This window comes from Amycolatopsis sp. NPDC098790, from assembly GCF_044759945.1.
GTDB lineage: Bacteria > Actinomycetota > Actinomycetes > Mycobacteriales > Pseudonocardiaceae > Amycolatopsis.
In genome coordinates this window covers 1,221,655-1,243,310 of the sequence record NZ_JBIWAI010000002.1, presented here as the reverse complement: position 1 = coordinate 1,243,310, position 21,656 = coordinate 1,221,655, and the positions used below count along the sequence as shown (strand labels likewise).

At 71.4% G+C, this 21,656-nt stretch carries 21 protein-coding genes and 1 riboswitch; of the genes, 12 read left to right on the top strand and 9 right to left on the bottom strand.

Annotated elements, in window-relative coordinates; all coding sequences use genetic code 11:
* The first annotated feature begins 15 nt into the window (after positions 1 to 15).
* The gene (locus tag ACIQWX_RS19520; protein WP_400872548.1) at positions 16 to 1,071 is read left to right on the top strand and encodes a LacI family DNA-binding transcriptional regulator; all 1,056 of its coding nucleotides are present in this window, start codon (positions 16 to 18) and stop codon (positions 1,069 to 1,071) included.
* On the opposite strand, the gene ACIQWX_RS19515 is transcribed toward ACIQWX_RS19520, so the two are convergent.
* Complete coding sequence (locus ACIQWX_RS19515) at positions 1,014 to 3,935, bottom strand: glycoside hydrolase family 3 C-terminal domain-containing protein (RefSeq protein ID WP_400872545.1); 2,922 nt, start codon at positions 3,933 to 3,935, stop codon at positions 1,014 to 1,016. The two genes, ACIQWX_RS19520 and ACIQWX_RS19515, sit on opposite strands and share 58 nt — an antisense overlap.
* Complete coding sequence (locus ACIQWX_RS19510; protein ID WP_400872543.1) at positions 3,932 to 5,638, bottom strand: discoidin domain-containing protein; 1,707 nt, start codon at positions 5,636 to 5,638, stop codon at positions 3,932 to 3,934. Before ACIQWX_RS19510 ends, ACIQWX_RS19515 begins: the two co-directional genes overlap by 4 nt.
* Before the next feature lie 475 nt (positions 5,639 to 6,113).
* Between ACIQWX_RS19510 and ACIQWX_RS19505 the strand changes: the two genes are divergently transcribed.
* Positions 6,114 to 8,327: a discoidin domain-containing protein gene (locus ACIQWX_RS19505; RefSeq protein ID WP_400872540.1), complete on the top strand. Its 2,214-nt coding sequence runs from the start codon at positions 6,114 to 6,116 to the stop codon at positions 8,325 to 8,327.
* Here ACIQWX_RS19505 and ACIQWX_RS19500 read toward each other — a convergent pair.
* Together ACIQWX_RS19500 and ACIQWX_RS19495 are read right to left on the bottom strand one after the other, a co-directional pair.
* Entirely contained in the window at positions 8,229 to 9,764 is a 1,536-nt protein-coding gene (locus tag ACIQWX_RS19500; RefSeq protein ID WP_400872537.1) for an FAD-dependent monooxygenase, read from the bottom strand. The genes ACIQWX_RS19505 and ACIQWX_RS19500 overlap by 99 nt on opposite strands.
* Positions 9,761 to 10,723 (bottom strand): MBL fold metallo-hydrolase, encoded by a 963-nt coding sequence (locus ACIQWX_RS19495; protein ID WP_400872535.1) that lies wholly within the window; start codon positions 10,721 to 10,723, stop codon positions 9,761 to 9,763. Before ACIQWX_RS19495 ends, ACIQWX_RS19500 begins: the two co-directional genes overlap by 4 nt.
* A gap of 99 nt (positions 10,724 to 10,822) precedes the next feature.
* Here ACIQWX_RS19495 and ACIQWX_RS19490 point away from each other — a divergent pair, with 99 nt between their 5' ends.
* Positions 10,823 to 11,356 carry a MarR family winged helix-turn-helix transcriptional regulator gene (locus tag ACIQWX_RS19490; protein ID WP_400872532.1) on the top strand — a complete coding sequence of 178 codons (534 nt, stop codon included), beginning with the start codon at positions 10,823 to 10,825 and terminating at the stop codon, positions 11,354 to 11,356.
* Here the strand turns inward: ACIQWX_RS19490 and ribA are convergent.
* Positions 11,353 to 11,958, bottom strand: coding sequence for a GTP cyclohydrolase II (gene ribA / locus ACIQWX_RS19485; RefSeq protein ID WP_400872529.1), 606 nt, complete (start codon positions 11,956 to 11,958; stop codon positions 11,353 to 11,355). The two genes, ACIQWX_RS19490 and ribA, sit on opposite strands and share 4 nt — an antisense overlap.
* 223 nt (positions 11,959 to 12,181) lie before the next feature.
* Here ribA and ACIQWX_RS19480 point away from each other — a divergent pair, with 223 nt between their 5' ends.
* On the top strand, positions 12,182 to 12,508 hold the full coding sequence (locus tag ACIQWX_RS19480) for a hypothetical protein (RefSeq protein ID WP_400872526.1): 327 nt from the start codon (positions 12,182 to 12,184) through the stop codon (positions 12,506 to 12,508).
* A 49-nt stretch (positions 12,509 to 12,557) separates the two neighbouring features.
* A complete protein-coding gene (locus ACIQWX_RS19475) occupies positions 12,558 to 13,187 on the top strand; it encodes a LysE family translocator (protein ID WP_400872524.1) in 630 nt (209 codons plus the stop codon).
* A gap of 39 nt (positions 13,188 to 13,226) precedes the next feature.
* Here the strand turns inward: ACIQWX_RS19475 and ACIQWX_RS19470 are convergent, their stop codons facing one another.
* Positions 13,227 to 14,285, bottom strand: a complete 1,059-nt coding sequence (locus ACIQWX_RS19470; RefSeq protein ID WP_400872521.1) for a cobalamin-independent methionine synthase II family protein — start codon at positions 14,283 to 14,285, stop codon at positions 13,227 to 13,229.
* A gap of 230 nt (positions 14,286 to 14,515) precedes the next feature.
* Here ACIQWX_RS19470 and ACIQWX_RS19465 point away from each other — a divergent pair, with 230 nt between their 5' ends.
* A complete protein-coding gene (locus ACIQWX_RS19465; protein ID WP_400872518.1) occupies positions 14,516 to 14,779 on the top strand; it encodes a DUF3040 domain-containing protein in 264 nt (87 codons plus the stop codon).
* A gap of 16 nt (positions 14,780 to 14,795) precedes the next feature.
* Positions 14,796 to 15,821 carry a DNA polymerase IV gene (locus ACIQWX_RS19460; protein ID WP_400872515.1) on the top strand — a complete coding sequence of 342 codons (1,026 nt, stop codon included), beginning with the start codon at positions 14,796 to 14,798 and terminating at the stop codon, positions 15,819 to 15,821.
* Here ACIQWX_RS19460 and ACIQWX_RS19455 read toward each other — a convergent pair.
* Entirely contained in the window at positions 15,818 to 16,465 is a 648-nt protein-coding gene (locus ACIQWX_RS19455; protein WP_400872512.1) for a TetR/AcrR family transcriptional regulator, read from the bottom strand. The genes ACIQWX_RS19460 and ACIQWX_RS19455 overlap by 4 nt on opposite strands.
* Before the next feature lie 86 nt (positions 16,466 to 16,551).
* Here ACIQWX_RS19455 and ACIQWX_RS19450 point away from each other — a divergent pair, with 86 nt between their 5' ends.
* The 5 genes from ACIQWX_RS19450 to ACIQWX_RS19430 all read left to right on the top strand — a co-directional run bounded on the left by ACIQWX_RS19450 (position 16,552) and on the right by ACIQWX_RS19430 (position 20,600).
* Positions 16,552 to 17,442: a diiron oxygenase gene (locus tag ACIQWX_RS19450; RefSeq protein ID WP_400872510.1), complete on the top strand. Its 891-nt coding sequence runs from the start codon at positions 16,552 to 16,554 to the stop codon at positions 17,440 to 17,442.
* A 57-nt stretch (positions 17,443 to 17,499) separates the two neighbouring features.
* Entirely contained in the window at positions 17,500 to 18,201 is a 702-nt protein-coding gene (locus ACIQWX_RS19445; RefSeq protein ID WP_400872507.1) for a hypothetical protein, read from the top strand.
* On the top strand, positions 18,198 to 18,680 hold the full coding sequence (locus ACIQWX_RS19440) for a GNAT family N-acetyltransferase (RefSeq protein WP_400872504.1): 483 nt from the start codon (positions 18,198 to 18,200) through the stop codon (positions 18,678 to 18,680). The genes ACIQWX_RS19445 and ACIQWX_RS19440 overlap by 4 nt, the downstream gene beginning before the upstream one ends.
* 31 nt (positions 18,681 to 18,711) lie before the next feature.
* Positions 18,712 to 18,788: riboswitch (S-adenosyl-L-homocysteine riboswitch) on the top strand.
* Positions 18,789 to 18,864: 76 nt separating this feature from the next.
* Positions 18,865 to 20,325: an adenosylhomocysteinase gene (ahcY, locus tag ACIQWX_RS19435; RefSeq protein ID WP_400872501.1), complete on the top strand. Its 1,461-nt coding sequence runs from the start codon at positions 18,865 to 18,867 to the stop codon at positions 20,323 to 20,325.
* Between the two features lie 119 nt (positions 20,326 to 20,444).
* A complete protein-coding gene (locus ACIQWX_RS19430) occupies positions 20,445 to 20,600 on the top strand; it encodes a hypothetical protein (protein WP_004559113.1) in 156 nt (51 codons plus the stop codon).
* Positions 20,601 to 20,638: 38 nt separating this feature from the next.
* On the opposite strand, the gene ACIQWX_RS19425 is transcribed toward ACIQWX_RS19430, so the two are convergent.
* Together ACIQWX_RS19425 and ACIQWX_RS19420 are read right to left on the bottom strand one after the other, a co-directional pair.
* Positions 20,639 to 21,280: a cation transporter gene (locus ACIQWX_RS19425; protein WP_400872497.1), complete on the bottom strand. Its 642-nt coding sequence runs from the start codon at positions 21,278 to 21,280 to the stop codon at positions 20,639 to 20,641.
* Positions 21,277 to 21,594, bottom strand: coding sequence for an ArsR/SmtB family transcription factor (locus ACIQWX_RS19420; RefSeq protein WP_400872495.1), 318 nt, complete (start codon positions 21,592 to 21,594; stop codon positions 21,277 to 21,279). The genes ACIQWX_RS19425 and ACIQWX_RS19420 overlap by 4 nt, the downstream gene beginning before the upstream one ends.
* Between the last annotated feature and the right edge of the window lie 62 nt (positions 21,595 to 21,656).

Here is a 21,656-nt window from a genome sequence, read left to right as displayed (position 1 = left end):
CCCCCGGGAGGACGGATGCGCGTCACGATCGCCGAGGTCGCCCGCCGGGCGCGGGTGAGCAAGACGACCGTGTCGAGGGTGCTCAACAACAAGGCCGATGTGGACGCGGCGACCGCGATCCGGGTGCGCGAGGTGATCGCGGCGACCGGGTACATCCCGAGCGCCGGCGCGGTCGGGCTGGCGCGCGGGGTCACGCGCACGGTCGGGATGCTGGTGCCGGGGCTGACCTGGCCGTGGATGGGCGAGGTGCTGCAGGGCGTCGCCGACGTCGTGGAGGCCAAGGGCTACGGCCTGCTGCTGTCCACGGCCAACCGCGGCACCGAATCCCTCGAGGAGTTCTCCCGGCAGGTGTCGGCGAAGGCGTTCGACGGGCTGCTGCTCGTCGAACCGCCGGACGCGGTGCGGCACCTGCGCGTGCTGCACGACTCCGGGTTGCCGGTCGTGGTGATCGACGACCGCGGGCGGCGGCCCGCGTTCCCGTCGGTGGGCACGGACAACCGGCAGGGCGGCGGCGCCGCGGCCCGGCACCTGCTCGACACCGGGCGGACGCGGTTCGCGACCGTGACCGGCCCGCGCGACTTCGGCTGCACCACCGATCGCCTCAACGGGTTCAACGACGTCGTGCGCGAAGCCGGGCTGACGCTCGACCCTCGTCTGATCATCGAAGGCGACTTCACGAGTGAAAGCGGCGAGGCCGCGATCCTCCAGCTGCTCGCCACCGGGCCGGAGTTCGACGCCGTCTTCGCGCACAACGACCTCACCGCGGCCGGGGTGCTGGCCGGGCTCCGGAAGTCCGGGCGCGCGGTCCCGGGAGACGTCGCCGTGGTCGGGTTCGACGACATCCCCCTGGCCGCGCACACGCAGCCCGCGCTGACGACGATCCGCCAGCCCCTGCGGGAAATGGGCGAGACGGCGGCCCGGCAGCTGCTCGCCCGGCTGGGTGGGGCACCCCGGCCGGACGAGCCGCTGATCGTCCCGACGTCCCTGGTGATCCGCGAATCGACTCGAGGGGCTCAGGAGACGGTCAGCGCCGCCGAGAGCGGGACGTTCCGCGAGGAGTCACCGACGTAGACGCGGTACTGGCCCGCGTTGGTCGTCCACGACCCGGTCCAGTGCGCGAGGTCCCGCGGTGTGAGCGGGAACGACACCTGCGTGCTCTGTCCCGGGTTGAGCTGCACCTTCTTGAACCCCTTCAGTTGTTTGGGCGGCTCGCCGTTCCCGGCGGGCTGCCCGACGTAGAGCTGGACGACGTCGGCGCCCGCGCGGGTGCCGGTGTTGGTCACCGTGGCCGTCACGGTGGCGGTGCCGTTGGTGCCGGAAGGCGTGACGACCAGGTTCGAGAACCCGAACGTCGTGTACGACAGCCCGAAGCCGAACGGGAACAGCGGGTCGACGTTGCGGCTGTCGTACCACCGGTAGCCGACGTTGAGCCCTTCGGAGTACTCGATCCGGTCGTTGGCGCCCGGGAACTGCTGGACGTTCGCCGTCGGCAGGTCGGCGATCTGCTTCGGGAAGCTGATCGGCAGCTTGCCCGAGGGGTTGACGTCGCCGTAGAGCAGCGACGCGAGCGCGTTGCCGTTCTCCTGGCCCGGGTACCAGCCCTCGATCACCGCGGCGACCTTGCCCAGCCACGGCATGGTCACCGCCGACCCCGTGTTGAGCACGACGACCGTGCGCGGGTTGGCCGAGGCGACGGCGTCGATCAGGTCGTTCTGCTGGTGCTGCAGGTCGATCGTGTCGAGGTCCTCGGTTTCGGACTCGCCGTAGCTGGCGAACACGATCGCCACGTCCGCGGTACGCGCGGCGGTCACCGCGGCCGGGATGTTCGGCGTCTGGACGTGTTCACCCGCGCCGTCCACATAGGACACCGTGACGCCGGCACCGGCCCGCGCCTTGATCCCGTTGATGGGGTTGACCGACGCCGGCGACGGGTTGACCTTGGCGCTGCCGCCGCCGATGTTCTGCGGGTCGATCCCGTCGCCGCCGGACAGCGCGATCGACTTGACCGAAGAACCCAGCGGCAGGACGCCGGTGTTCTTCAGCAGCACCGACCCGGCCGCGGCGACGTCCCGGGCGGTCGCCACGTTGGCCGCGTTCGTCACGACCGACTGGGGTGTCCCCCGCCGAGCGCGGTCGAAGACGCCGAAGCGGAACATCTGGGTCAGCACACGCCGGACCATGTCGTCGACCCGCGCCTGCGTGACCTCGCCGCGGGAGACGGCGTCGAGCAGGCCCTGGCCGAAGAACGCGCCGCCGGGCATCTCCATGTCGAGCCCGCCGTTGGCCAGCTGCCGCGGACCGCCGGTCGCCGAACCCCAGTCGGAGCCGACGAACCCGCCCCAGCCGGCGTCCTGCTTGATCGCCGTGGTGAGCACCCCGCTGTTCTGGCAGGCCGGGACGCCGTTGATCTGGTTGTAGGCGCACATCATCGACGCGACCTGGCCCTGGCTCGCCACCTGCTGGAACGCCGGCAGGTACAGCTCGTGCAGCGTCCGGTCGTCGATGATGACGTTGTCCGACGGCGTCCCGCGCGACGCCCCGGCCTCGACGTTGTACGCCGCCGCGTGCTTGGCCTGCGCCATCACGCCCTGGCTCTGGATGCCCTGGATCGTCGAGGTCCCGGCCGCACCGGCGAGGTACGGGTCCTCGCTGTAGGTCTCGAAGTTGCGGCCCCAGCGCGGGTCGCGGACCAGGTTGATCGTCGGGCCGAGGGCGATGTCGACGCCCTTGCCGGCGAACTCGGCACCCATGGCGCTGCCGTACCGGTTCAGCAGCCCGGTGTCCCAGGTCGCGGCGGCCGACACCGGCGCCGGGAACTGGGTGACGCCGTCGAGGCCGTCACCGACCCCGGCCGGGCCGTCCTGCAGGCCGAGGGCCGGGATGCACAGCTCCGGCACGGCGTCGGTGTTGCCGATGTACGGCCCGGTCGCGCCGTTTCCGTGCAGCACCTTGATCTTCTGCTGCGCGGTCATCGCCGCCATGAGCTGGTTGACGCGGTCGGCGACCGGCGCCGTCGAGCCCACCCACGGGCAGCCACCGGGGTTGGTCGGCGTGGTCGTCGGCGGCGCGCTGTCGCTCGTGCGCACCGCGAACTCCCACAGCGAGATCCCCCACTGGGTCGCCCGGGCCGTGGCGTTGAGCCGGACGTAGCGAGCCGTGCCGGACACCGCCGGGTGCTCGGTGCCGCCCGCGCCGGTCACGGTCGCCGCCGTCGTCCACGACGAGCCGTTGGTGGACAGCTGGATCGTGTACGCGCTCGCGTACGCGGCTTCCCACGTCAGGTCCACGCCGCAGACCGGCCGGGAGCTGCCGAGGTCGACCTGGATCCACTGCGGGTCGGCGGCCAGGCTCGACCAGCGCGTGCCGCCGTCGCCGTCGAACGCCGCGCTGACCGGGAAGGCGTCGGACTGGACGCTCGAGGCCGACGACGGCTGCCGCAGTGCCGCGTTCGCGCTGCCGCACGCCTGGGCCGTGCCGTCGCCGAAGACCTGGAACTCCCACAGCGACACGCCCCACTGGGTCGCGCGCTGGGTCGTCGTCAACCGGACGTACCGGCCGGTCCCCGACACCGGCAGCGTCTGCGTGCCGCCGGTGCCGGTCGTCGTCGAGTACACAGTGGACCACTGGTTGCCGTCGGCGGACGCCTGGATCGTGAACGCCTTGGCGTAAGCCGACTCCCACTGGAGCACGACCTGGTTGAGCGTGTGCGATCCGCCGAGGTCGACCTGCAGCGTCTGCGGGTCGGCCGCGAGGCTCGACCAGCGGGTGCCCGGGTCGCCGTCCACCGCGGCCGACGCCGGGAAGGCGGCGTTCTCGGTGGACGACGCGGTCACGGCGTGCCCCTGCGAGAGCAGTGCCGGGGCCGCCTGGGCGGTGAACAGCGGCACGGTGAGCAGGCCCACCGCGACCACCGCGCCGAGGGCGAGCCGCCTCACTGGTAGACCCGCACGTAGTCGATCACCATGTCCTGCGGGAGCACGGTGCCCGCTCCCGGCGGGCCGGGGAAGTCGCCGCCGATGGCGTTGTTGAGGATGAGGAAGAACGGGTGGTCGTAGACCCACGGCCCGCGGGTCGACTCGACGGTGGCGCGGTTGATCGTCTGGAACGCGTTGCCGTCGACGTAGAAGGTCATGTGGTTCGCGTCCCAGTCGAGGCCGAACTTGTGGAAGCCCGCCGCGACGTCCTGGCCGAGGTCGAGGGGCGCGCCGATGCCGCCGGCGCCGTTGTACGCCGGGGCGTGGATCGTCGAGTAGGCCAGGTTCGGCGACTTGCCGACGTGCTCCATGATGTCGATCTCGCCGCAGTTGGGCCACGGCGTGCCGCTGAAGAAGTTGGCGCCCAGCAACCAGAACGCGGGCCACAGCCCCTGCGTGCCGGACACCTTGATGTTCGCCTCGACGTGGCCGTAGGTGAAGCTGAACTTGCCCGCGGTGTTGATCCGGCCCGAGGTGTACTGGCAGGTCCCGCTGCCGCTGATCGGGTCGACCGGGCACGCCGAGCCGGGCGTGACTTCGCGCCGGACCTGGATGACGAGGTTGCCGCGGCCGTCCTGCTTCGCGTTGTTGTTGTTCGTGTAGTACTCGAGCTCGTTGTTGACGCCGGGGCCGGTCTCGGCGGTCCACTTGCTCGCGTCCGGGTTCGCGCCCGCGGCGCCGTTGAACTCGTCGCTCCAGACCAGCGTGCCCGGGAAGTGCGGGGCCGGCGGCGCGGGCGGCGGCTGCGTCGGGTTGCCGCCGGTGCCGTAGACGTCGAAGCCCCACAGCGAGTAGCCGTAGCCGTTCGAGCGGGCGGTGCCGTACATCCGGACGTACCGGCCGGAACCGTTGACGGTCAGCGTCTCCTTGAAGCCCTTACCGGTGGTGGTCGAGTAGACCGAGGTCCAGTTCGCGTTGTCGTTCGACACCTGGATCTGGTAGGCGACGGCGTAGGCCGGGTCCCACTGCAGGACGACCTGGTGGATCGCCGCGGGCGCGCCGAGGTCGACGGTGAGCCAGCCCGGGTCGACCCAGCCGGTGGTCGCGCTCGTCGCCCAGCGCGTGGCCGGGTCGTGGTCGAACGCCTTCGCCGGCAGGCAGCCGGGGCACGCGCCGTCGTCCTGGTAGGAGGACGCCTGACCGGACTTGCCGTAAGACAGCAGGACGTCACCGGGCTGCGTGGTGCCGCCCCCGCCGTAGACCTGGAACTCCCACAGCGAATAGCCGTACTGGGTCGCCCGCTGGGTGCCGGTGAGCCGGACGTACCGGCCGCTGCCGGTCACGTTCAGCGTCTGCGAGCCGCCGGCCGCGGTGGTGGTCGAGTAGAGGGACGTCCAGGTGGCACCGTCGGTCGAGGCCTGGATCGTGAACGCCTTGGCGTAGGCGGCTTCCCAGTTGAGCACGACCTGGGACAGCTGCTGGGCCGAACCGAGGTCGACCTGGAGGTACTGCGGGTCGCTGAACGCGCTGGACCAGCGGGTACCGGGGTCGCCGTCGACGGCGGCGGACGCCGGGAACGCGGCGGACTCGGTCGAGGACGCCGTCACCGGACGGCCTTGGGAGAGCAGGACGGGCGCGGCCTGCGCCACCGGTGCGGTGAGCAAGGCGGCCAGGGTCAGGGCGAGGACGGCGAGAACGCGGATCCTCGGCGTGCGGCGTTGCATGGGCACCTCCACGGCGAACCGGCGCCGGGACGGCCTTGCCCCGGCGCGGATCGGCTCACGTGGTCCTCGGCGCGGGTGTGGGGCCCGCCGTCGGCACGCTCTTAGTTCAGGATATAAATAAAGAGCCGTAAAATGTCAACTTCCCTGCGCCGGACGGTCGCGGACCACGCCGGACACTGGTCCGGGAGAACGAATCCGCGCCGGAGCCTTGACTCCGCCGAACCCGGCGCTGTTAACTGCGATCTCACCGACGGAACCGGTTCCGTGACCGCCACCGGGACGGCTCCGCCGCGACACACACACACCCTTCGGGCTGACTGGTTCGCGCTCCTCGCACCACCCGGTACCGCTCCTCCGGCTCACGGCGCCGGGCGGGTGCCCGGACGCGGACCCGCCGCACCACCCGAGCCGGCGCGAGCTGTGGGGCTCGCCCGGCCCGTTTCGCACGCCCTCCCCCCGATCAGCAGGCAGGCCGATGAGATCAACGACGTTCTCCCCCGTACACCGCCTCCTCGTCATCGCCACCACCTTCGTCACCGCGGTCACGACCGCGGCGGTGGTCGGCTCCGCGCCCGCCCAGGCCGCCGCGTGCGGCACGGCGAACCTCGCGCAGGGCCACCCCGCGACCGCGTCCTCGACCGAGAACGGCGGGACGCCCGCGTCCGCCGCGGTCGACGGCAACACCGGGACGCGCTGGTCCAGCGCGTTCAGCGACCCGCAGTGGCTGCAGGTCGACCTGGGCTCCGCGCAGCAGCTCTGCGACGTGGCGCTCACCTGGGAAGCCGCGTACGCGAAAGCGTTCTCCGTGCAGCTGTCCTCGGACGCGAACACCTGGACGACCGCGTACTCGACGACCACCGCGGCCGGCGGCACGCAGACCGTGCCCCTCACCGGATCCGCGCGCTACCTGCGCGTCTACGGCACCCAGCGGGCGACCGGCTACGGCTACTCCCTCTGGGAAGTCGCGGTGCACGGCACCGGCGGCGGGACGACCGTCCCGCCGACCGACCCGCGCAACCCGGACCTCGGACCGAACGTGTCGGTGTTCGACCCCTCGACCCCGGCCGCGACGATCCAGAACCGGCTGACGCAGCTCGCGAACCAGCAGCACACCAACCAGTTCGGCAACGAGCGCTACGCCGTGCTGTTCAAGCCGGGCACCTACAACGCCGACGTCAACCTCGGCTTCTACGAGCAGGTGGCGGGCCTCGGGCTCTCCCCTGACGACGTCAACCTCAACGGCCACGTCCGCGTCGAGGCGGACTGGCTGCAGCAGGGCGACAACCCGAACAACAAGGGCAACGCGACGCAGAACTTCTGGCGGTCGGCCGAGAACCTGTCGGTGACACTGCCGGCAGGCCAGGTCGAGCGCTGGGCCGTCGCGCAGGCCGCGCCCTACCGCCGGATGCACCTCAAGGGCAGCCAGATCCAGCTGTGGAACGGCGGGGACGGCTGGGCCAGCGGCGGCCTGATCGCCGACAGCAAGATCGACGGCGTCGCCGTTTCCGGTTCGCAGCAGCAGTTCCTGACCCGCAACAGCGAGCTGGGCGGCTGGCAGGGCGGTGTCTGGAACATGGTGTTCGTCGGCTCGACCGGCACCCCGCCGGCGTCGTTCCCGAACCCGCCGGAGACGGTCGTCGGCCAGACGCCGGTGATCCGCGAGAAGCCGTTCCTCTACGTCGACGGCTCGGGCAGCTACAACGTGTTCGTCCCGGCGCTGCGGCAGAACTCCCAGGGCACCAGCTGGGGCCACGGTGCCCCGGCCGGGCAGTCGATCTCGCTCAGCGAGTTCTACGTCGCGCACCCGTCCGACTCGGCCGCGACGATCAACGCGGCGCTGGCGGCGGGCAAGAACCTGCTCGTGACGCCGGGTGTCTACCACCTCGACCAGGCGCTGAACGTCACGCGCCCGGACACGGTGGTGCTCGGGCTCGGCCTGGCGACGCTGATGCCCACCAACGGCACCGCGGCGATCACGACGTCCGATGTGGACGGCGTGAAGATCGCCGGGCTGCTGATCGACGCGGGCCCGGTGAACTCGCCGGTGCTCGTGCAGGTCGGCCAGCCGGGGTCGAACGCCAACCACGCGGCCGACCCGACGTCACTGCACGACGTGTTCTTCCGGATCGGCGGCGCGGCCGTCGGCAAGGCCACGCAGACGCTGGTGGTCAACTCGAACAACGTCATCGGCGACCACATGTGGCTGTGGCGCGGCGACCACTCGAACGGCGTCGGCTGGAACGTCAACACCGCGGCCAACGGCCTGGTCGTCAACGGCGCCAACGTGACGATGTACGGCCTGTTCGTCGAGCACTACCAGCAGTACGAGGTGCTCTGGAACGGCAACGGCGGGCGGACGTACTTCTTCCAGAACGAGATGCCGTACGACCCGCCGGACCAAGCGTCCTGGTCCAGCGGCGGCGGCCGGCAGGGCTGGGCGGCGTACAAGGTGGCCGACTCGGTGACCAGCCACGAAGGGTGGGGCCTGGGCAGCTACTGCTTCTTCCAGACCAACCCGTCCATTGTGGCCGGCCATTCGTTCGAGGTGCCGAACAACGCCGGCGTCCGGTTCCACAACCTCGTTTCGGTGTCACTCGGTGGCGTCGGCACGATCGCGCACGTCATCAACGACACGGGTGACGCCGCGAACACCGGGCACCAGGTGAGCCCGCTGGTCGCCTACCCGTAACACCTCGGCGACGTACGCGTCCGGGCGGACCAGCCAGGCTTCGCCCGGACGCGCACCCAAAGCTCCGCCCACCGGGATCTGCACCGACCGCACGCCCTCCGCCCGCACGCCCGGCGTCGTCAAGAAGAGGAACCCCCGCCGCGCCAGGTCCCGCAACCGTCCACTCGCGACGGTGACGTCGGGGAGCAGCACGCCCGGTCCCGGCGGCGGCACGGCCCCACGCGGTGGCCGTCCGGCGAACGGCCGCAGCGGATCGGGTGTGGTCAACGGCGAATCCACGTACCAGAACGGTTCCGCCAGCCGGCCCGAGTCGACCTGCTCGCAGGCGGCCGGGTCGTGCGCCGCGCGCGTCAGGACGTCGAGCCGGCGCCGGTGCTGCTCGTCGTCCTGGGGCACCAGGAAGTCCATCGTGGCCGTGGTGACGGCCGCGTTCTCCACCGCCGCCGCGTGCCGCTCGGTGTGGTAGCTCTCCAGCAGCTCCTCGCCGGCGTCGCCGCGCAGGACGGCGGCCAGCTTCCAAGCCGCGTTCTCCGCGTCGGCGACGCCGGAGTTGAGGCCGCGCGCCCCGAACGGCGCGACGAGGTGCGCGCAGTCCCCGGCCAGCAGCACCCGGCCGACGCGCATCCGCGGGACCAGCCGCGTGTGGAAGCGGTACACCGACCGCCAGAGCACTTCGTACGGCACCGAACCGATGATCGCCCGGATCCGCGCCTCCATCGCCCCGCCGGACTCCTCGGCCGCGAGGTCGTAGTCCTCGGGCACCTGCCAGTCGATGCGGAACCGCGAGCCCGGGCACGGGTGGATGAGCACCTGGCGACCGGGGTTCCACGGCGGGTCGAAGTAGAACCGCCGCTCGGCCGCCCAGCCCGGGAGGTCGGCGCGGATGTCGCAGATCAGGAACAGGTCCCGGAAGGACACGCCGTCGAGGTGCTGCCCGAGCGCCCGCCGCACGGTGTCGCCGCGCGCACCCGCGCAGGCGATCGCGTAGTCGGCCTCGATCCGGCGCGGCCCGTCCGCCGTGTCGCACTCGACGACCACCCGGCCGGGCTGGGTCAGGCCGCGGACGCGGTGGCCGCGGCGGACGTCGATCAGCGGCTGCCGCTCGATCAGCTCGTCCAGGACCTCCTCGACACGGGCCTGCGACAAGTTGACGAACGGCGGCAGCGCCGACCCGCCGCCGGGCAGTTCCAAGGAGAACAGTTCGGTTTCGTGGTGGAACGTCCGCGCCGTCGTCCAGGTGAGGCCCTCCTCGGCGAGGCAGCCCGCGCCGAGCGACGCCCAGACGTCCAAAGTGTCCCGTTGCTGGCAGATGGCCTTGGATCCCACGGGATCGCGCACCTCGTGCTCGTCGACGAGCACCACCGGTACACCCCAGCGCGCCAGCAGCAGCGCGGCCGTCTGGCCGACCGGGCCGCTGCCCAGGACGGCGACCGTCATCCTTGGAGCTGGTCCCAGACTTCACGGTCGCGTTCGGCCGTCCACACCACCGGCCGCTCGATGCCGCCCAGCTCGTCCCACAACCGGGAGACGTCGAAGGGCAGGCAGTGCTCGAAGATGGGCCAGTGGCCGTACTGGCCGTTCAGCGCGGCGTGCGTGCGCTCGAAGGCTTCCTTGAGCGTGCCGCCGGCGTCGCGGACCGCGCCGACCTCGCGGATCATCGTGTCCAGGAAGTGCCGGGTCTGCGCGATGGCGGCGTCGACGGCTTCGCGGCCGCGGCTCACCCCGCCGCGGCCGCCGATCAGCGACTCGGCACCGAACGCGGCCACCCGGTCCAAAGTGGACGACGCCCACTCGCGGTGGAACGCGTCGCCGGTGTAGAGCGCGGCTTCGGCTTCGACGAGGTCGCCGGCGTAGAGGATCTGCTGCCGCGGCAGCCACGCGACGATGTCGCCTTCGGTGTGGCCGCGGCCGCAGTACTGCAGGACGAGGTCGCCGCGGTCGCCGCCGAGGTCGATGGTGAGCCGGTCGGAGAAGGTCAGCGTCGGCCAGGTCAAGCCGGGTACGGAGTCCGCGCCCTTGGCCAGCCGCGGCATCCGGCCGAACTCGCTCTCCCAGTCCTCCTTGCCGCGCTCGGCGACGAGGGCCCGGGTGTTCTCGTGCGCGACGATCACGTCCGCGTCGAACGCCGACGCGCCCAGCACGCGCACCGCGTGGTAGTGGCTCAGGATCAGGTAGCGCACGGGTTTGTCGGTGTGCTCGCGGAGTTTCGCGAGCCACTCGGCCGCCGCGACCGGCGTGGCCAGCGCTTCGAAGCAGACGAGGAAGTCCTCGCCCTCGATGGCGCCGATGTTGGGGTCGCCCTCGGCGGTCAGCGCGTACACGCCGTCGTCGAGGACTTCGAGGGTCTGCGCTTTCTCCGCCAGGTCGGCCGAAGAGGCGAACGCTTTCTTCGTCACGGCGAGCGCTCCTTCTGATCGTCAAAGGTTTGACTATCTCGCCGGTCACAGTAACCCGCCGAGGCGGCGCGCGGAACCCCTTCGCCTAATCTGGGCCGCATGACCGACCGACCGGCCGAAGACCTCGACTACCTTTCGTTCGTCGACTACGCGATCGGGAAGACGAAGGCGGAGCTGCCGGACACCGACCCGGTCGCGATGCGCCTGGGCCTGACGCTGCACCGGCTGGCGGGCGCGCTGGTCTACGACTGGGAGTCGACGGTGCACCGCCCGCGCGGCCTGAGCTGGGGCGGGTTCCGGGTGCTGTTCGTGCTGTGGCTGGCCGGCCCGCTGGAGTCCCGCCACGCGGCGCGCCTGGCCGGGATGAGCCGCGCGGCGGTGTCGGCGCTGGTCAAGACCCTGGAGCGGGACGGGCTCGTGACGCGCACCCAGGTTCCTCGCGACCGGCGAGCCGTCCAGCTCGCGCTGACGGAGGCCGGGCACGAGACGGTGACCGACGCGTACCAGGCGCACAACACGCGCGAGCGGGCCTGGGCGGCGTCGCTGACGGCGTCGGAGCAGACGGTCCTCATCGGACTGCTGGAGAAGCTCACCACGAGCCCGGCGGCCGCGGCGGCCCAGCGGCTGTCCTAGCTGGCGAGGCCGGGCAGGGTGTGCCCGGTCTGCTCGGCCTTCGCGCGCAGGTAGCGGACGTTGTTGTCGGTGGCGAAGACCCCGGTGGGAACGCGCTCGCGCACAGCGATCCCGGCGGCTTCCAGCTGCGCGGCCTTGTCCGGGTTGTTCGACAGCAGGTTCACTTCGGCGACCCCGAGCGCTTCGAGCATCTGCGCGGCAACGGTGTAGTCGCGGGCGTCTTCGGGCAGGCCGAGCGCGGCGTTGGCGGCGTAGGTGTCGAGGCCGTCGTCCTGCAGGGCGTAGGCGTCGAGCTTGTTGTAGAGGCCGATCCCCCGGCCTTCCTGGCGCAGGTAGAGCAGGTAGCCCCCGGCGGCGGAGATCCGTTCGACGGCCTCGGCCAGCTGAGGCCCGCAATCGCAGCGCGCGGACCCGAAGACGTCCCCGGTGAGGCATTCGGAGTGCGGCCGCACGAGCGGCACGTCCCCGGGGGTACCGAGGACGAGGGCGAGGTGCTCACCACCGTCGGCGAGGTTCCGGAAGGTGACGGCTTCGGCGTCGACCTCGATGCCGCCGTGCAGCCGCAGCGGGATCCGCACCCGCGTCCGCACCTCAGCCGTCATGCTCTCTCCCCTGGGATCGCCCATTCGGCCGACCCTACCCAAGGTGCACATCGGACACCCCCGGTCGGGTCGCACATCACTTGATCGAACACGGACGGCTCGCGGGTTCTTCCCGGTTGGGGAACCTTTCGGTGTCTCGACGGTCACCCCCGTAACAGCGAAGGCCGCCTCATCGTCTCCTCGCGCAAGTACCGGTTTCAGCCAGGAGAACGCGCAGCTGCTGATGGCGATGTCGACCGGCGCGCTGTGCCCGCAGTTCAACGACCGGGTCACGTACGACGCCGTCGGCTGGGGTCCCGGCGTGGCCACCCCCTCCGCTCCCGCCACCAGCGTGGGCGAAGGCACCTACAAGGTCGGCGAAGACATGGAACCCGGCAGCTACAAAGCGGACTGCGCGGGTCACGGTTACTGGGCCCGGCTTCGCGACGACTCCGGGAACGACATCATCGCCGACGACCTCAAGGCCCACGGTGGTCCGATGCGGTTCACCGCCAAGAAGGGCGAGTACGTCGAAAACTCCGGCGACTGCACCTTCACCAAGGTGAAGTGAGCCTCTCCAGGCGCGAAAACCGCTGGCGCCAGGGTCCTATTCTCGACCCATGATCCCCGGTGCCACCGCCGCCTCGTTCCTGCTGGTCGTGATCCTCGGGGCGATGTCGCCCGGGCCGGACTTCGTCGTCGTCACGCGGTCGTCCCTCGCCGGTGGGCGGCGGGCTGGGATCGCCGCCGGGGCCGGGGTCTCGCTCGGGGTCTTCGCCTGGGTCGTCGCCATCGCCTTCGGCGTGGCCGCCGTGCTGACCGCCTCCGCCGTCGCCTTCATGGTCGTCAAGCTCGCCGGGGCCGCTTACCTCGTCTTCCTCGGGGTCAAGGCCTGGCTCGCCGTGCGGCGCGGGGAGTACCGGGACCTCGGCGAGAACACCGCCAAAGCCCTCAACGCCGGTGCCGCGTTCCGGCAGGGCCTGTTCACCAACCTGCTCAACCCCAAGGTCGCCGTCTACTTCCTCGCGCTGCTCCCCCAGTTCCTCCCCGCGAACGGCTCCACCGCGCAGACCCTCGAGCTGGCCGCCATCGCCACCGCCGGCACCGTCGCCTGGTTCGCCGCCCTCGCGCTCGTCGTCGGCGCGCTCAAGCGGTTCTTCGCCGACGGGCGCGTCCGGCGGGGCCTCGATGCCGTGCTCGGCAGCGTGCTCGTCGCGCTCGGGCTCAAGGTCGCCGCCGAGACGGCCTGAGCGTGCCGGAACGGGGCCCGCCGGAACGGGCCCCGGCCGTCACAGCTGGCCGGCCGCCAGCGAAGTCCCCTCGACCCGCGCCTGGATCTTGGCGAACGCGATGTCGCGTGACGTCGAGGTGTCGTCGGCGAACGGCGAGAACCCGCAGTCGTCGCAGGTGCCCAGCCGGTCGGCGGGCAGGTACTTCGCCGCCGTCAGCACGCGGTCGCGGACCTCCTCCGGCGTCTCCACCCGCGGGTCGATCGGGTCGATCACGCCGACGAACACCCGCTGCTCACCCCCGAGGTGGTCGGCGATCACCTGCAGCGCGCGCTCCGGCTCGCCCTCGCTCGCGAGCTGGACGTAGAAGTTGCCGGCCTTGAGCGAGAGCAACGCCGGCAGCAGGCCCGCGTAGTCGACGTCGAGGCTGTGCACCGAATCCTGGTCGCCGCCGGGACAGGTGTGGACGCCGATCTTCGCGCGCTCCTCCGCCGTGAAGCGGTCCAGCACGGCGTTGTTCAAGTCGACGAACTGCCGCAGCAGCCCGCCGGACGGGTCGAGCTTCAGCGACAGCCGCCCCTCGGTGAAGTCGATCTGGACGCTGTGCGCGCCCGCGTCGAGGCTGCGCCGGATGTCGGCTTCGGCCTCGTCGACGAGGTCCGCGAGGAACTGCTCCTGCGAGTACCCCGCGATGCCGTCGGCCGGGTAGATCAGGGAGAGCGCCGAAGCGGCGATCACGGCCTGCTTGACGGGCTTGCCGGTCAGGGCCTTCGCCCGCGTCAGGTAAGCGTCCGCGTGCGTCGCGTAGCGGAACGGGCCCGCGGTCAGCCGCGGCAGCTGCCGGGTGTGGCCGTCGGCGAACGGGATGACGACACCGTCCGGTGCCAGCGCGGTCAGCCCCGCCAGCGGGTAGGTCGCGAAGCTCGGCTTGCCCTGTTCGCCGTCGGAGACGACCGGTGAGCCGGTCTCTTCGAACCGGGTGATCGTGTCGGCCAGCGCCCGGCTCTCCAGCTCGGCGAGCGCGGCGGCGTCGATCCGTCCGGCCGCGAAGGCGCCGAGCCCCTCGATCAGGTAGTCGGGACGCGGGATGCTGCCGATCGGTTCGGTGGGCAGGGTCATGAGTCCTCCGGCTTCTTGAAGGTCCGGACCGGCCACAACCCGGCGCGAAGCCGGCCTGGCCGGCCTCGTGCCAGGCGAACGTAACGCGTTCCCGGCCGGTCACGGAGCGCGGATCACCCGGTCGGAGCAGCAAAAAGCACGAATTGAGAAGGCGATTGGCGGTTCGCCGGGGGGACCATGGGGTATTCGCTCTGGCGATACGGCGGGTTCGGCGCCGAAGGAGTACCCCGATGCTCAGTCACCACGATCGCACCGAGCTCGAAAAGATCGAGCGCACCCTCGAGCTCAGCGACCCCGACCTGGCCTCCGCCCTGCGCGAAGGCCGGCGCCCGAAGTCGCGCGCGCTCCGCAGCGCCCTCCTGATCGCCGTCGACGTCGTCGCCGTGACCCTGCTGGTGCTCGGGCTCGTCCTGCCCGACCCCGGCGTGACGCTCTGCGGGATCATCGCCCTGACCGCCACCGTCTGGACCCACGTGGCGCGCCACCGCCTCTGAGGCAACACTGGGCGACGTGAAGTGGGTCCTGCACGTCGACCTCGACCAGTTCATCGCCGCGGTCGAGATCGCGCGCCACCCCGAGCTGCGCGGGAAGCCCGTCATCGTCGGCGGCAACGGCGACCCCGCCGAACGCGCGGTCGTCGCGACGGCGTCGTACGAGGCCCGCGAGTTCGGGATCCAGTCCGGCATGCCGCTGCGGATCGCGGCCAAGCGCTGCCCGGACGCCGTCTTCCTGCCCAGCGACCCGCCGGCCTACCTCGAGGTCTCCGAACACGTCTTCGCCACCGTTCGGGAGTTCCCCGTCGTGGTGGAGGTGCTGGGCTGGGACGAGGCGTTCGTCGGCGCCGAGACCGACGACCCGGAGGCGCTGGCGGCGTCGATCAAGGACGCCGTCGCGCGCGAGACCGGGCTGTCGTGCGCGGTCGGGATCGGGGACAACAAGCTGCGCGCCAAGCTCGCCACCGGGTTCGGCAAGCCGGGCGGGATCTTCCGGCTCACCCAGGCGAACTGGTGGGAGATCATGGCCGCGCGCCCGACCGACGCGCTGTGGGGCATCGGCGGCAAGACCTCGAAGAAGCTCGCCGAGCTGGGCATCACCACGGTCCTCGACCTGGCCGGCGCCGACCCGGCGGAGCTGGCGGCGCGGTTCGGCCCGAAGACCGGCCCGTGGCTGCGCCTGCTCGGCGGCGGGATCAGCGACGCCGAGGTAAGCGCGACGCCGTGGGTGGCCCGGTCCCGCAGCCGCGAGACGACGTTCCAGCGCGACCTCACCGACCCGGTGGAGATGGCGGCGGAGGTCTCGGCGCTGGCGAAGCGCGTGTCGCAGGACGTCCTGGACGAAGGACGGCCGGCGGCGCGGGTCGCGGTGAAGGTCCGGTTCGTGCCGTTCCTGACCCACACGCACAGCATCACGCTGCCGGAGCCGACCTCGGACGCTGCGGAGATCGACCGCGCGGCCCAGGAGGTGCTGGGGATGTTCGAGCTGACCCGCGCGGTGCGGCTGCTGGGCGTGCGGGCGGAGTTCCCGCGCGAGGATTAGAGCCCGTCCGGCAGCGGCAAGGGCCGGTCCGGGTCCAGTTCGACGCCCACCGCCCGCAGCGTGTGGTCGAGCATCGCCCAGATCGTGCCGCTCAGCTGGGCCGTCAGTTGCTCCAGCGTCAGCGCCCCCGGGTGGTCGAGCCAGCGGGTCGTCGCCGACTCGACGTAGCCGACCAGGCCGAACGCGATCGTGTCCGCCGGGGCCGGGTCGCGGCCGAACGCCGTCAGGTAGCCGGCGAACAGGCCGCTCAGGTGGCGGGCGATCGTGCCGCGGACGTCCGTCGGCCCCGGGGCCGCGCGGGCCAGGTAACGGTGCAGGTGGACGTGCTCGGTCAGCCAGCGCAGGTGCGTCGCGATCACCGTCGAGATCATCTCGTTCGGCGAGCCCGACGGGTGCCACAGCGGCTCGAGCTCGGCCGTGACCAGCTCGGCCGCGCGCTGGGCGATGGCCCGCTGGAGGTCGGCCGCGTCGGCGAAGTGCTTGTACAGCCTGGTTCGGGCGACGCCGGCGCGCTCGGCGATCTGCTCGGTCGAGACGTCCGGGCCGTGCTCCGCGATCGCCGCCAGTGCCGCGTCGACGAACTCCGCGCGCCGCCGTTCCTGCTGGCCCGCCCAGCGCGTCGCCCGTCCGTCGGCCTTGGTCACCCGGGAAGCCTACTCAAGCCCGGCGAGCCGGTGTACGCTCCCAAGTAGCTAGTACAGCGTGTACCCCCTACTTTTCGGAGGTCGCCATGGGCGTCGAGGCCCAGGACCGGGACGTCACCGCGGCGAGGCTGCTGAAAAGCTCCGCGAAGAACTCCTACGACCCGTACGTCGACATCGACTGGGCCGCACCGCTCGCCGAAGGCAAGGCGTACATGCCGCTCGAGCGCGTCTCCCTCTACGGCACCGAGCTGTGGGCGAAGCTGACGCCGGAGCAGCGGATCGAGCTGTCCAAGCACGAGATCGCCAGCATCATGAGCGTCGGGCTGTGGTTCGAGATCGTCCTCATGCAGCTGCTCGCCCGGTACGTCTTCGACCTCGACGCGCGCACCGAGCACGCGCAGTACGCGATGACCGAGATCGGCGACGAGACCCGGCACTCGGTGATGTTCGCCCGCACCGCCGACCGGCTCGGCGTTCCGCGCTACGGCGTGCCCAAGGTCGTGCACCGCGCCGCGAAGGTGTTCGGCGCGACCGCCGCCGGGCCGTCGATGTTCGCCAGCGTGCTGGTCGCCGAGGAGACCACCGACCGGCTGCAGCGCTCGATGATGGACGACGACGGCATCCAGCCGCTGATCCGCTCGGTCAACCGCATCCACGTCGTCGAGGAGGCCCGGCACGTCCGGTTCGCCAAGGAAGAGGTGCTGCGCGAGACGCCGAAGCTGACGAAGGCGGCGCTTCAGCGGCACCGGGTGCGGACGGCACTGGTCGCGTTCGGCGTCATCGACAGCATGGTCGACCCGCGGATCTACCGCAGCGTCGGGATCGACCCGCGCGAAGGCCGGGCCGCGGCGCTCGCCAACCCCCACTTCCACGAGACGCGGCGGTGGATGGCCGAGAAGATCGTGCCGTTCCTGCGCGAGGCGGGACTGATCGGCGGCCGGTCGGAGGCCATTTGGCGGCGGGCACATCTCGTCTGAGGCACCGGCGGCGAAAAGGGTCTTCCCGGACAACCCGGTCTACGCCACGATTCCCTCGTGACCGAGGGCTTCTCGCAGGAATTCCCGATGCCGCCCGCGCCCGGGCAGCCGACGACCGCGGTGCCCCGGCGCCGCCCGCTGCTCGCCCGGCCGGTGGCCGTCGGCCTGATCGGCGTGCTCGTGGGCGCGTTCCTCGTCGGCGTGCCGTGGTTGACGCTGAGCCTCTTCGGCGACGCGCCGGGCGGCCGCCCGCTCGAGGCGCCGGGCACGCTCGGCGGGTACGAGTCCACCCAGGTCGCGGTCGGGAAGCTCGGGAGCGCCGGCACCGCGGGGAAGGCGCAGATCGAGCGCGCCGACAAGACCGACCGCGAGAACGCCGCGCGGGTCTCGGAGGCCTACGACGGCGCGCCCGCCGCCTCCCGGTCCTACAGCGACGCCCGGCTGACGAACGGCTTCCAGCTGACGGCCGTCCGCGCACCGTCGCCCGAGCTGTTCGCGCCCTACGAAGACGCGACCGCGCTCGGCCTCGCGGCGCCGTCGACCGAGCTCGTCCGGGTCGGCGCCGTGCAGTGCCTGCGGCACAACGACCCCACCCCGCTCGGCCGCGAGCCCGATCCCGACAGCTCCTTCGTCACGGCCTGCCAGCGCTCCGGCCCGGCCCTCACCGTCCTCCTGCGGATCACCGCCCGGGAGGACACGCCGACCGCGGAGCGGCTGGCCGCGGCCGTCGAAGAGGCGTGGACCACACTGGGCCGGTGACCACCCTCCGGACGGCACGGGCCGACGACGAAGCCGCGCTGGCGAAGCTCGACGAGCGCACCTGGACGACGGCGGTGTCCCCCGCTCCCCCGCCGCCGCCCGGCACGCCGTTCTTCGACGAGGACTGCCGGCCCGAAGACGTCCTCGTCGCCGAGCACGACGGCGCGGTCGCCGGCTACGTCCGGCTCAACGTGGGCTTCGGCATCCCCGCCCACGCCCACGTGCGGGTGATCGGCGGGCTCGCCGTCGCCCCGGACCGGTGCCGGCTCGGCATCGCGCGGCAGCTCGTCGACGCCGCCGTGGCCGAGGCTCGCCGGCGCGGCGCGCGCAAGGTGACGCTGCGCGTACTGGGTCACAACACCGCCGCCCGCCGGGTCTACGAGTCCTGCGGGTTCGTCGTGGAAGGCGTGCTGCGGGCCGAATTCCGCGTCGACGGCCACGACGTCGACGACGTTCTCATGGCCTGCTCGCTCGCTTGACAGCCTCCCGGCGGCTTTGCCATCCTGGTCACGGGCCGAGAGGCGCTGCGACGGAACCCTTTCCGCCACGCTCGGCCCGCACCACGACTCCAAGGGCGCCTCCCGCGAGGGAGGTGCCTTTCTTGTTGTCACACCACGGTTCCTCCCGAGCGTTTCGCAAACGGACTCCGGAGTGCACCGAAGCATGAGTGACAAGCTGCAAACCCGCAACGGCCTCGACTTCGCCGTCGCCGACCTCTCCCTCGCCGACGCCGGCCGCACCCAGCTGCGGCTCGCCGAGCACGAAATGCCCGGCCTGATGGCGATCCGCCGCGAGTACGCCGCCGCGCAGCCGCTGAAGGGCGCCCGCGTCGCCGGGTCGCTGCACATGACCGTCCAGACCGCCGTGCTCATCGAGACGCTGGTCGCGCTCGGCGCCGAGGTGCGCTGGGTGTCCTGCAACATCTTCTCCACCCAGGACGAGGCCGCCGCGGCGGTCGTCGTCGGCCCGGAAGGCACCGTCGAGGCCCCGGCGGGCACCTCGGTGTTCGCGTGGAAGGGCGAGACGCTCGAAGAGTACTGGTGGTGCACCGACCGGCTCTTCGCCTTCCCCGGCGGCCAGGCCCCCAACATGATCCTCGACGACGGCGGCGACGCCACCCTGCTCGTCCACAAGGGAGCCGAGTTCGAAGCGGCGGGCGCGGTCCCGCAACCGTCCGAAGAGGACTCCGAGGAGTACCGGATCGTCCTGGAGACGCTGCGCGCGAGCCTCGCGGCCGACGGCGACCGGTTCACCCGGATGGCCAAGGAGATCCGCGGCGTCACCGAGGAGACGACCAACGGCGTCAAGCGGCTCTACAAGCTCGCCAAGGACGGCGAGCTGCTCTTCCCCGCGATGAACGTCAACGACTCCGTCACGAAGTCCAAGTTCGACAACAAGTACGGCATCCGGCACTCCCTTGTGGACGGCCTGAACCGCGCCACGGACGTGATGATCGGCGGCAAGCGCGTGGTCGTCTGCGGCTACGGCGACGTCGGCAAGGGCGCGGTCGAGGCGCTGCGCGGCCAGGGCGCCCGGGTCGCGGTCACCGAGATCGACCCGATCTGCGCGCTGCAGGCGGCGATGGACGGGCTCGACGTCGTCGAGCTCGACGACGTAGTCGGGACGGCCGACATCTTCATCACCACCACCGGCAACTTCGGGATCATCTCGGCCGACCAGATGAGCCGGATGAAGCACAACGCGATCGTCGCGAACGTCGGGCACTTCGACAACGAGATCGACATGGCCGGCCTGGCGAAGCTGCCCGGGATCGCGAAGAAGGAGATCAAGCCGCAGGTGCACGAGTGGACGTTCGCGGACGGCCACGCGCTCATCGTGCTCTCCGAGGGCCGCCTGATGAACCTCGGCAACGCGACCGGCCACCCGTCGTTCGTGATGTCGAACTCGTTCACCAACCAGGCCATCGCGCAGATCGAGCTGTTCGCCAAGCCCGGCGAGTACGCCACCGACGTCCACCGGCTGCCCAAGCACCTCGACGAGAAGGTGGCCCGGCTGCACCTCGACGCGCTCGGTGTGAAACTCACCAAGCTCACGAAAGCCCAGGCCGAGTACATCGGCGTCGACGTCGAAGGCCCGTACAAGCTCGATCACTACCGGTACTGATCCAGGATTGCTCCATTCGACGCAGTTTGGTTCATCGGGAAAGTGGCCATCCTCCCCGTGACAGCGCATCCGCCCGGCCGGCACGCCGGACGGGTCCCATGCGAAGGAGTGTGTGTCAAGTGATCATTCTCGGTGTAATTCTTCTCGTCATCGGGTTCATCGTGGGCATCCCGGTGCTTTACACCATCGGCATCATTCTCGCGGTGGCCGGCGTGGCACTGGCCATCCTGGGCGGCACCGGCCGCCGGATCGGTGGGCGTGCGCACTGGTACTGATCCACTAGTCCGCTAGTGACCAACGGCCTGGCACGGCGTCAGCAGCAATGCTCGCCGCGCCAGGCCGTTCGGCCTTCTTTCACCGCGACGAAAGCGATGAAGAGGGCGACGGCCGGATCGGCCCACCACCAGCCCAGAACGGTGTTGAGCAACAATCCCGCCAGCAGGACCGCGGAAAGGTAAGTGCAGAGCAAAGTCTGCCGCGAATCCGCGACCGCGCTGGCCGAACCCAGTTCCCGGCCCGTTCTCCGTTGCGCGGCGGACAGGACGGGCATGACGACGAGCGAAACCGCCGCCAAGACGACACCCGTGAGCGAGCTTTCCGGTGCCGCCGCGGTGAAGAACGTCCGCAGGGACTCCGCCGTCACGTAGGCGGCCAGCGCGAAGAACGACAGCGCGATCATCCGCAGGGCCCGCCGTTCGCGGGCTTCCGGGTCCCGGCCCGAGAACTGCCACGCGACCGCGAGCGCGGAAGCGACCTCCACCACCGAATCCAGCCCGAAGCCGACCAGCGCGCCGGACGAGGCCACCGTGCCCGCCGTCAGCGCGACGGCGGCTTCGACGACGTTGTAGGTGATCGTCGCCGCCACGAGCAGCCGCACCCGGCGCACCAGCACCGCCCGGCGGTCCGCGGCGATCGCCACCGGCGAGCAGCAGCCGTCGGAGCACGCGTCCGTCATGCCGGCTCGCACTCGTCCCGCGGCTCGACCGCCAGCACCACCTGGACGAGCTCGCGCAGGGCGCGGGCCAGGTGGACGTCGGCGATCTCGTAGCGCGCTTGACGCCCCTCGTAGCCGGCCACCACGAGCCCGCAGCCGCGCAGGCACGACAGGTGGTTCGAGACGTTCGAACGACTCAGCCCGAGTTCGGCCGCCAGCCGCCCGGGGTAGGCGGGTCCGTCGAGCAGGGCGGTCAGGATCCGGCAGCGGGTCGGGTCGGCGAGGGCGCGCCCGATCCGGGCCAGCGCCGACTCGCGCGTCTCACAGGTCACCACGCGGTGAACTGTACATCGACCGCTGACCTATCCACAACGGACGGAAAATAAAGGGTCCTCCG

Excerpts from the sequence above, each read along its gene's own strand:
- ACIQWX_RS19490 (WP_400872532.1), top strand. The coding sequence starts at position 10,823 with ATGACCGACCGACCGGCCGAAGACCTCGACTACCTTTCGTTCGTCGAC.
- ACIQWX_RS19450 (WP_400872510.1), top strand. The coding sequence starts at position 16,552 with ATGGGCGTCGAGGCCCAGGACCGGGACGTCACCGCGGCGAGGCTGCTG.
- ACIQWX_RS19425 (WP_400872497.1), bottom strand. The coding sequence starts at position 21,280 with ATGACGGACGCGTGCTCCGACGGCTGCTGCTCGCCGGTGGCGATCGCC.
- ACIQWX_RS19500 (WP_400872537.1), bottom strand. The coding sequence starts at position 9,764 with ATGACGGTCGCCGTCCTGGGCAGCGGCCCGGTCGGCCAGACGGCCGCG.
- ribA (WP_400872529.1), bottom strand. The coding sequence starts at position 11,958 with ATGACGGCTGAGGTGCGGACGCGGGTGCGGATCCCGCTGCGGCTGCAC.
- ACIQWX_RS19470 (WP_400872521.1), bottom strand. The coding sequence starts at position 14,285 with ATGACCCTGCCCACCGAACCGATCGGCAGCATCCCGCGTCCCGACTAC.
- ACIQWX_RS19510 (WP_400872543.1), bottom strand. The coding sequence starts at position 5,638 with ATGCAACGCCGCACGCCGAGGATCCGCGTTCTCGCCGTCCTCGCCCTG.
- ACIQWX_RS19505 (WP_400872540.1), top strand. The coding sequence starts at position 6,114 with ATGAGATCAACGACGTTCTCCCCCGTACACCGCCTCCTCGTCATCGCC.
- ACIQWX_RS19480 (WP_400872526.1), top strand. The coding sequence starts at position 12,182 with ATGGCGATGTCGACCGGCGCGCTGTGCCCGCAGTTCAACGACCGGGTC.
- ACIQWX_RS19475 (WP_400872524.1), top strand. The coding sequence starts at position 12,558 with ATGATCCCCGGTGCCACCGCCGCCTCGTTCCTGCTGGTCGTGATCCTC.
- ACIQWX_RS19465 (WP_400872518.1), top strand. The coding sequence starts at position 14,516 with ATGCTCAGTCACCACGATCGCACCGAGCTCGAAAAGATCGAGCGCACC.
- ACIQWX_RS19520 (WP_400872548.1), top strand. The coding sequence starts at position 16 with ATGCGCGTCACGATCGCCGAGGTCGCCCGCCGGGCGCGGGTGAGCAAG.
- ahcY (WP_400872501.1), top strand. The coding sequence starts at position 18,865 with ATGAGTGACAAGCTGCAAACCCGCAACGGCCTCGACTTCGCCGTCGCC.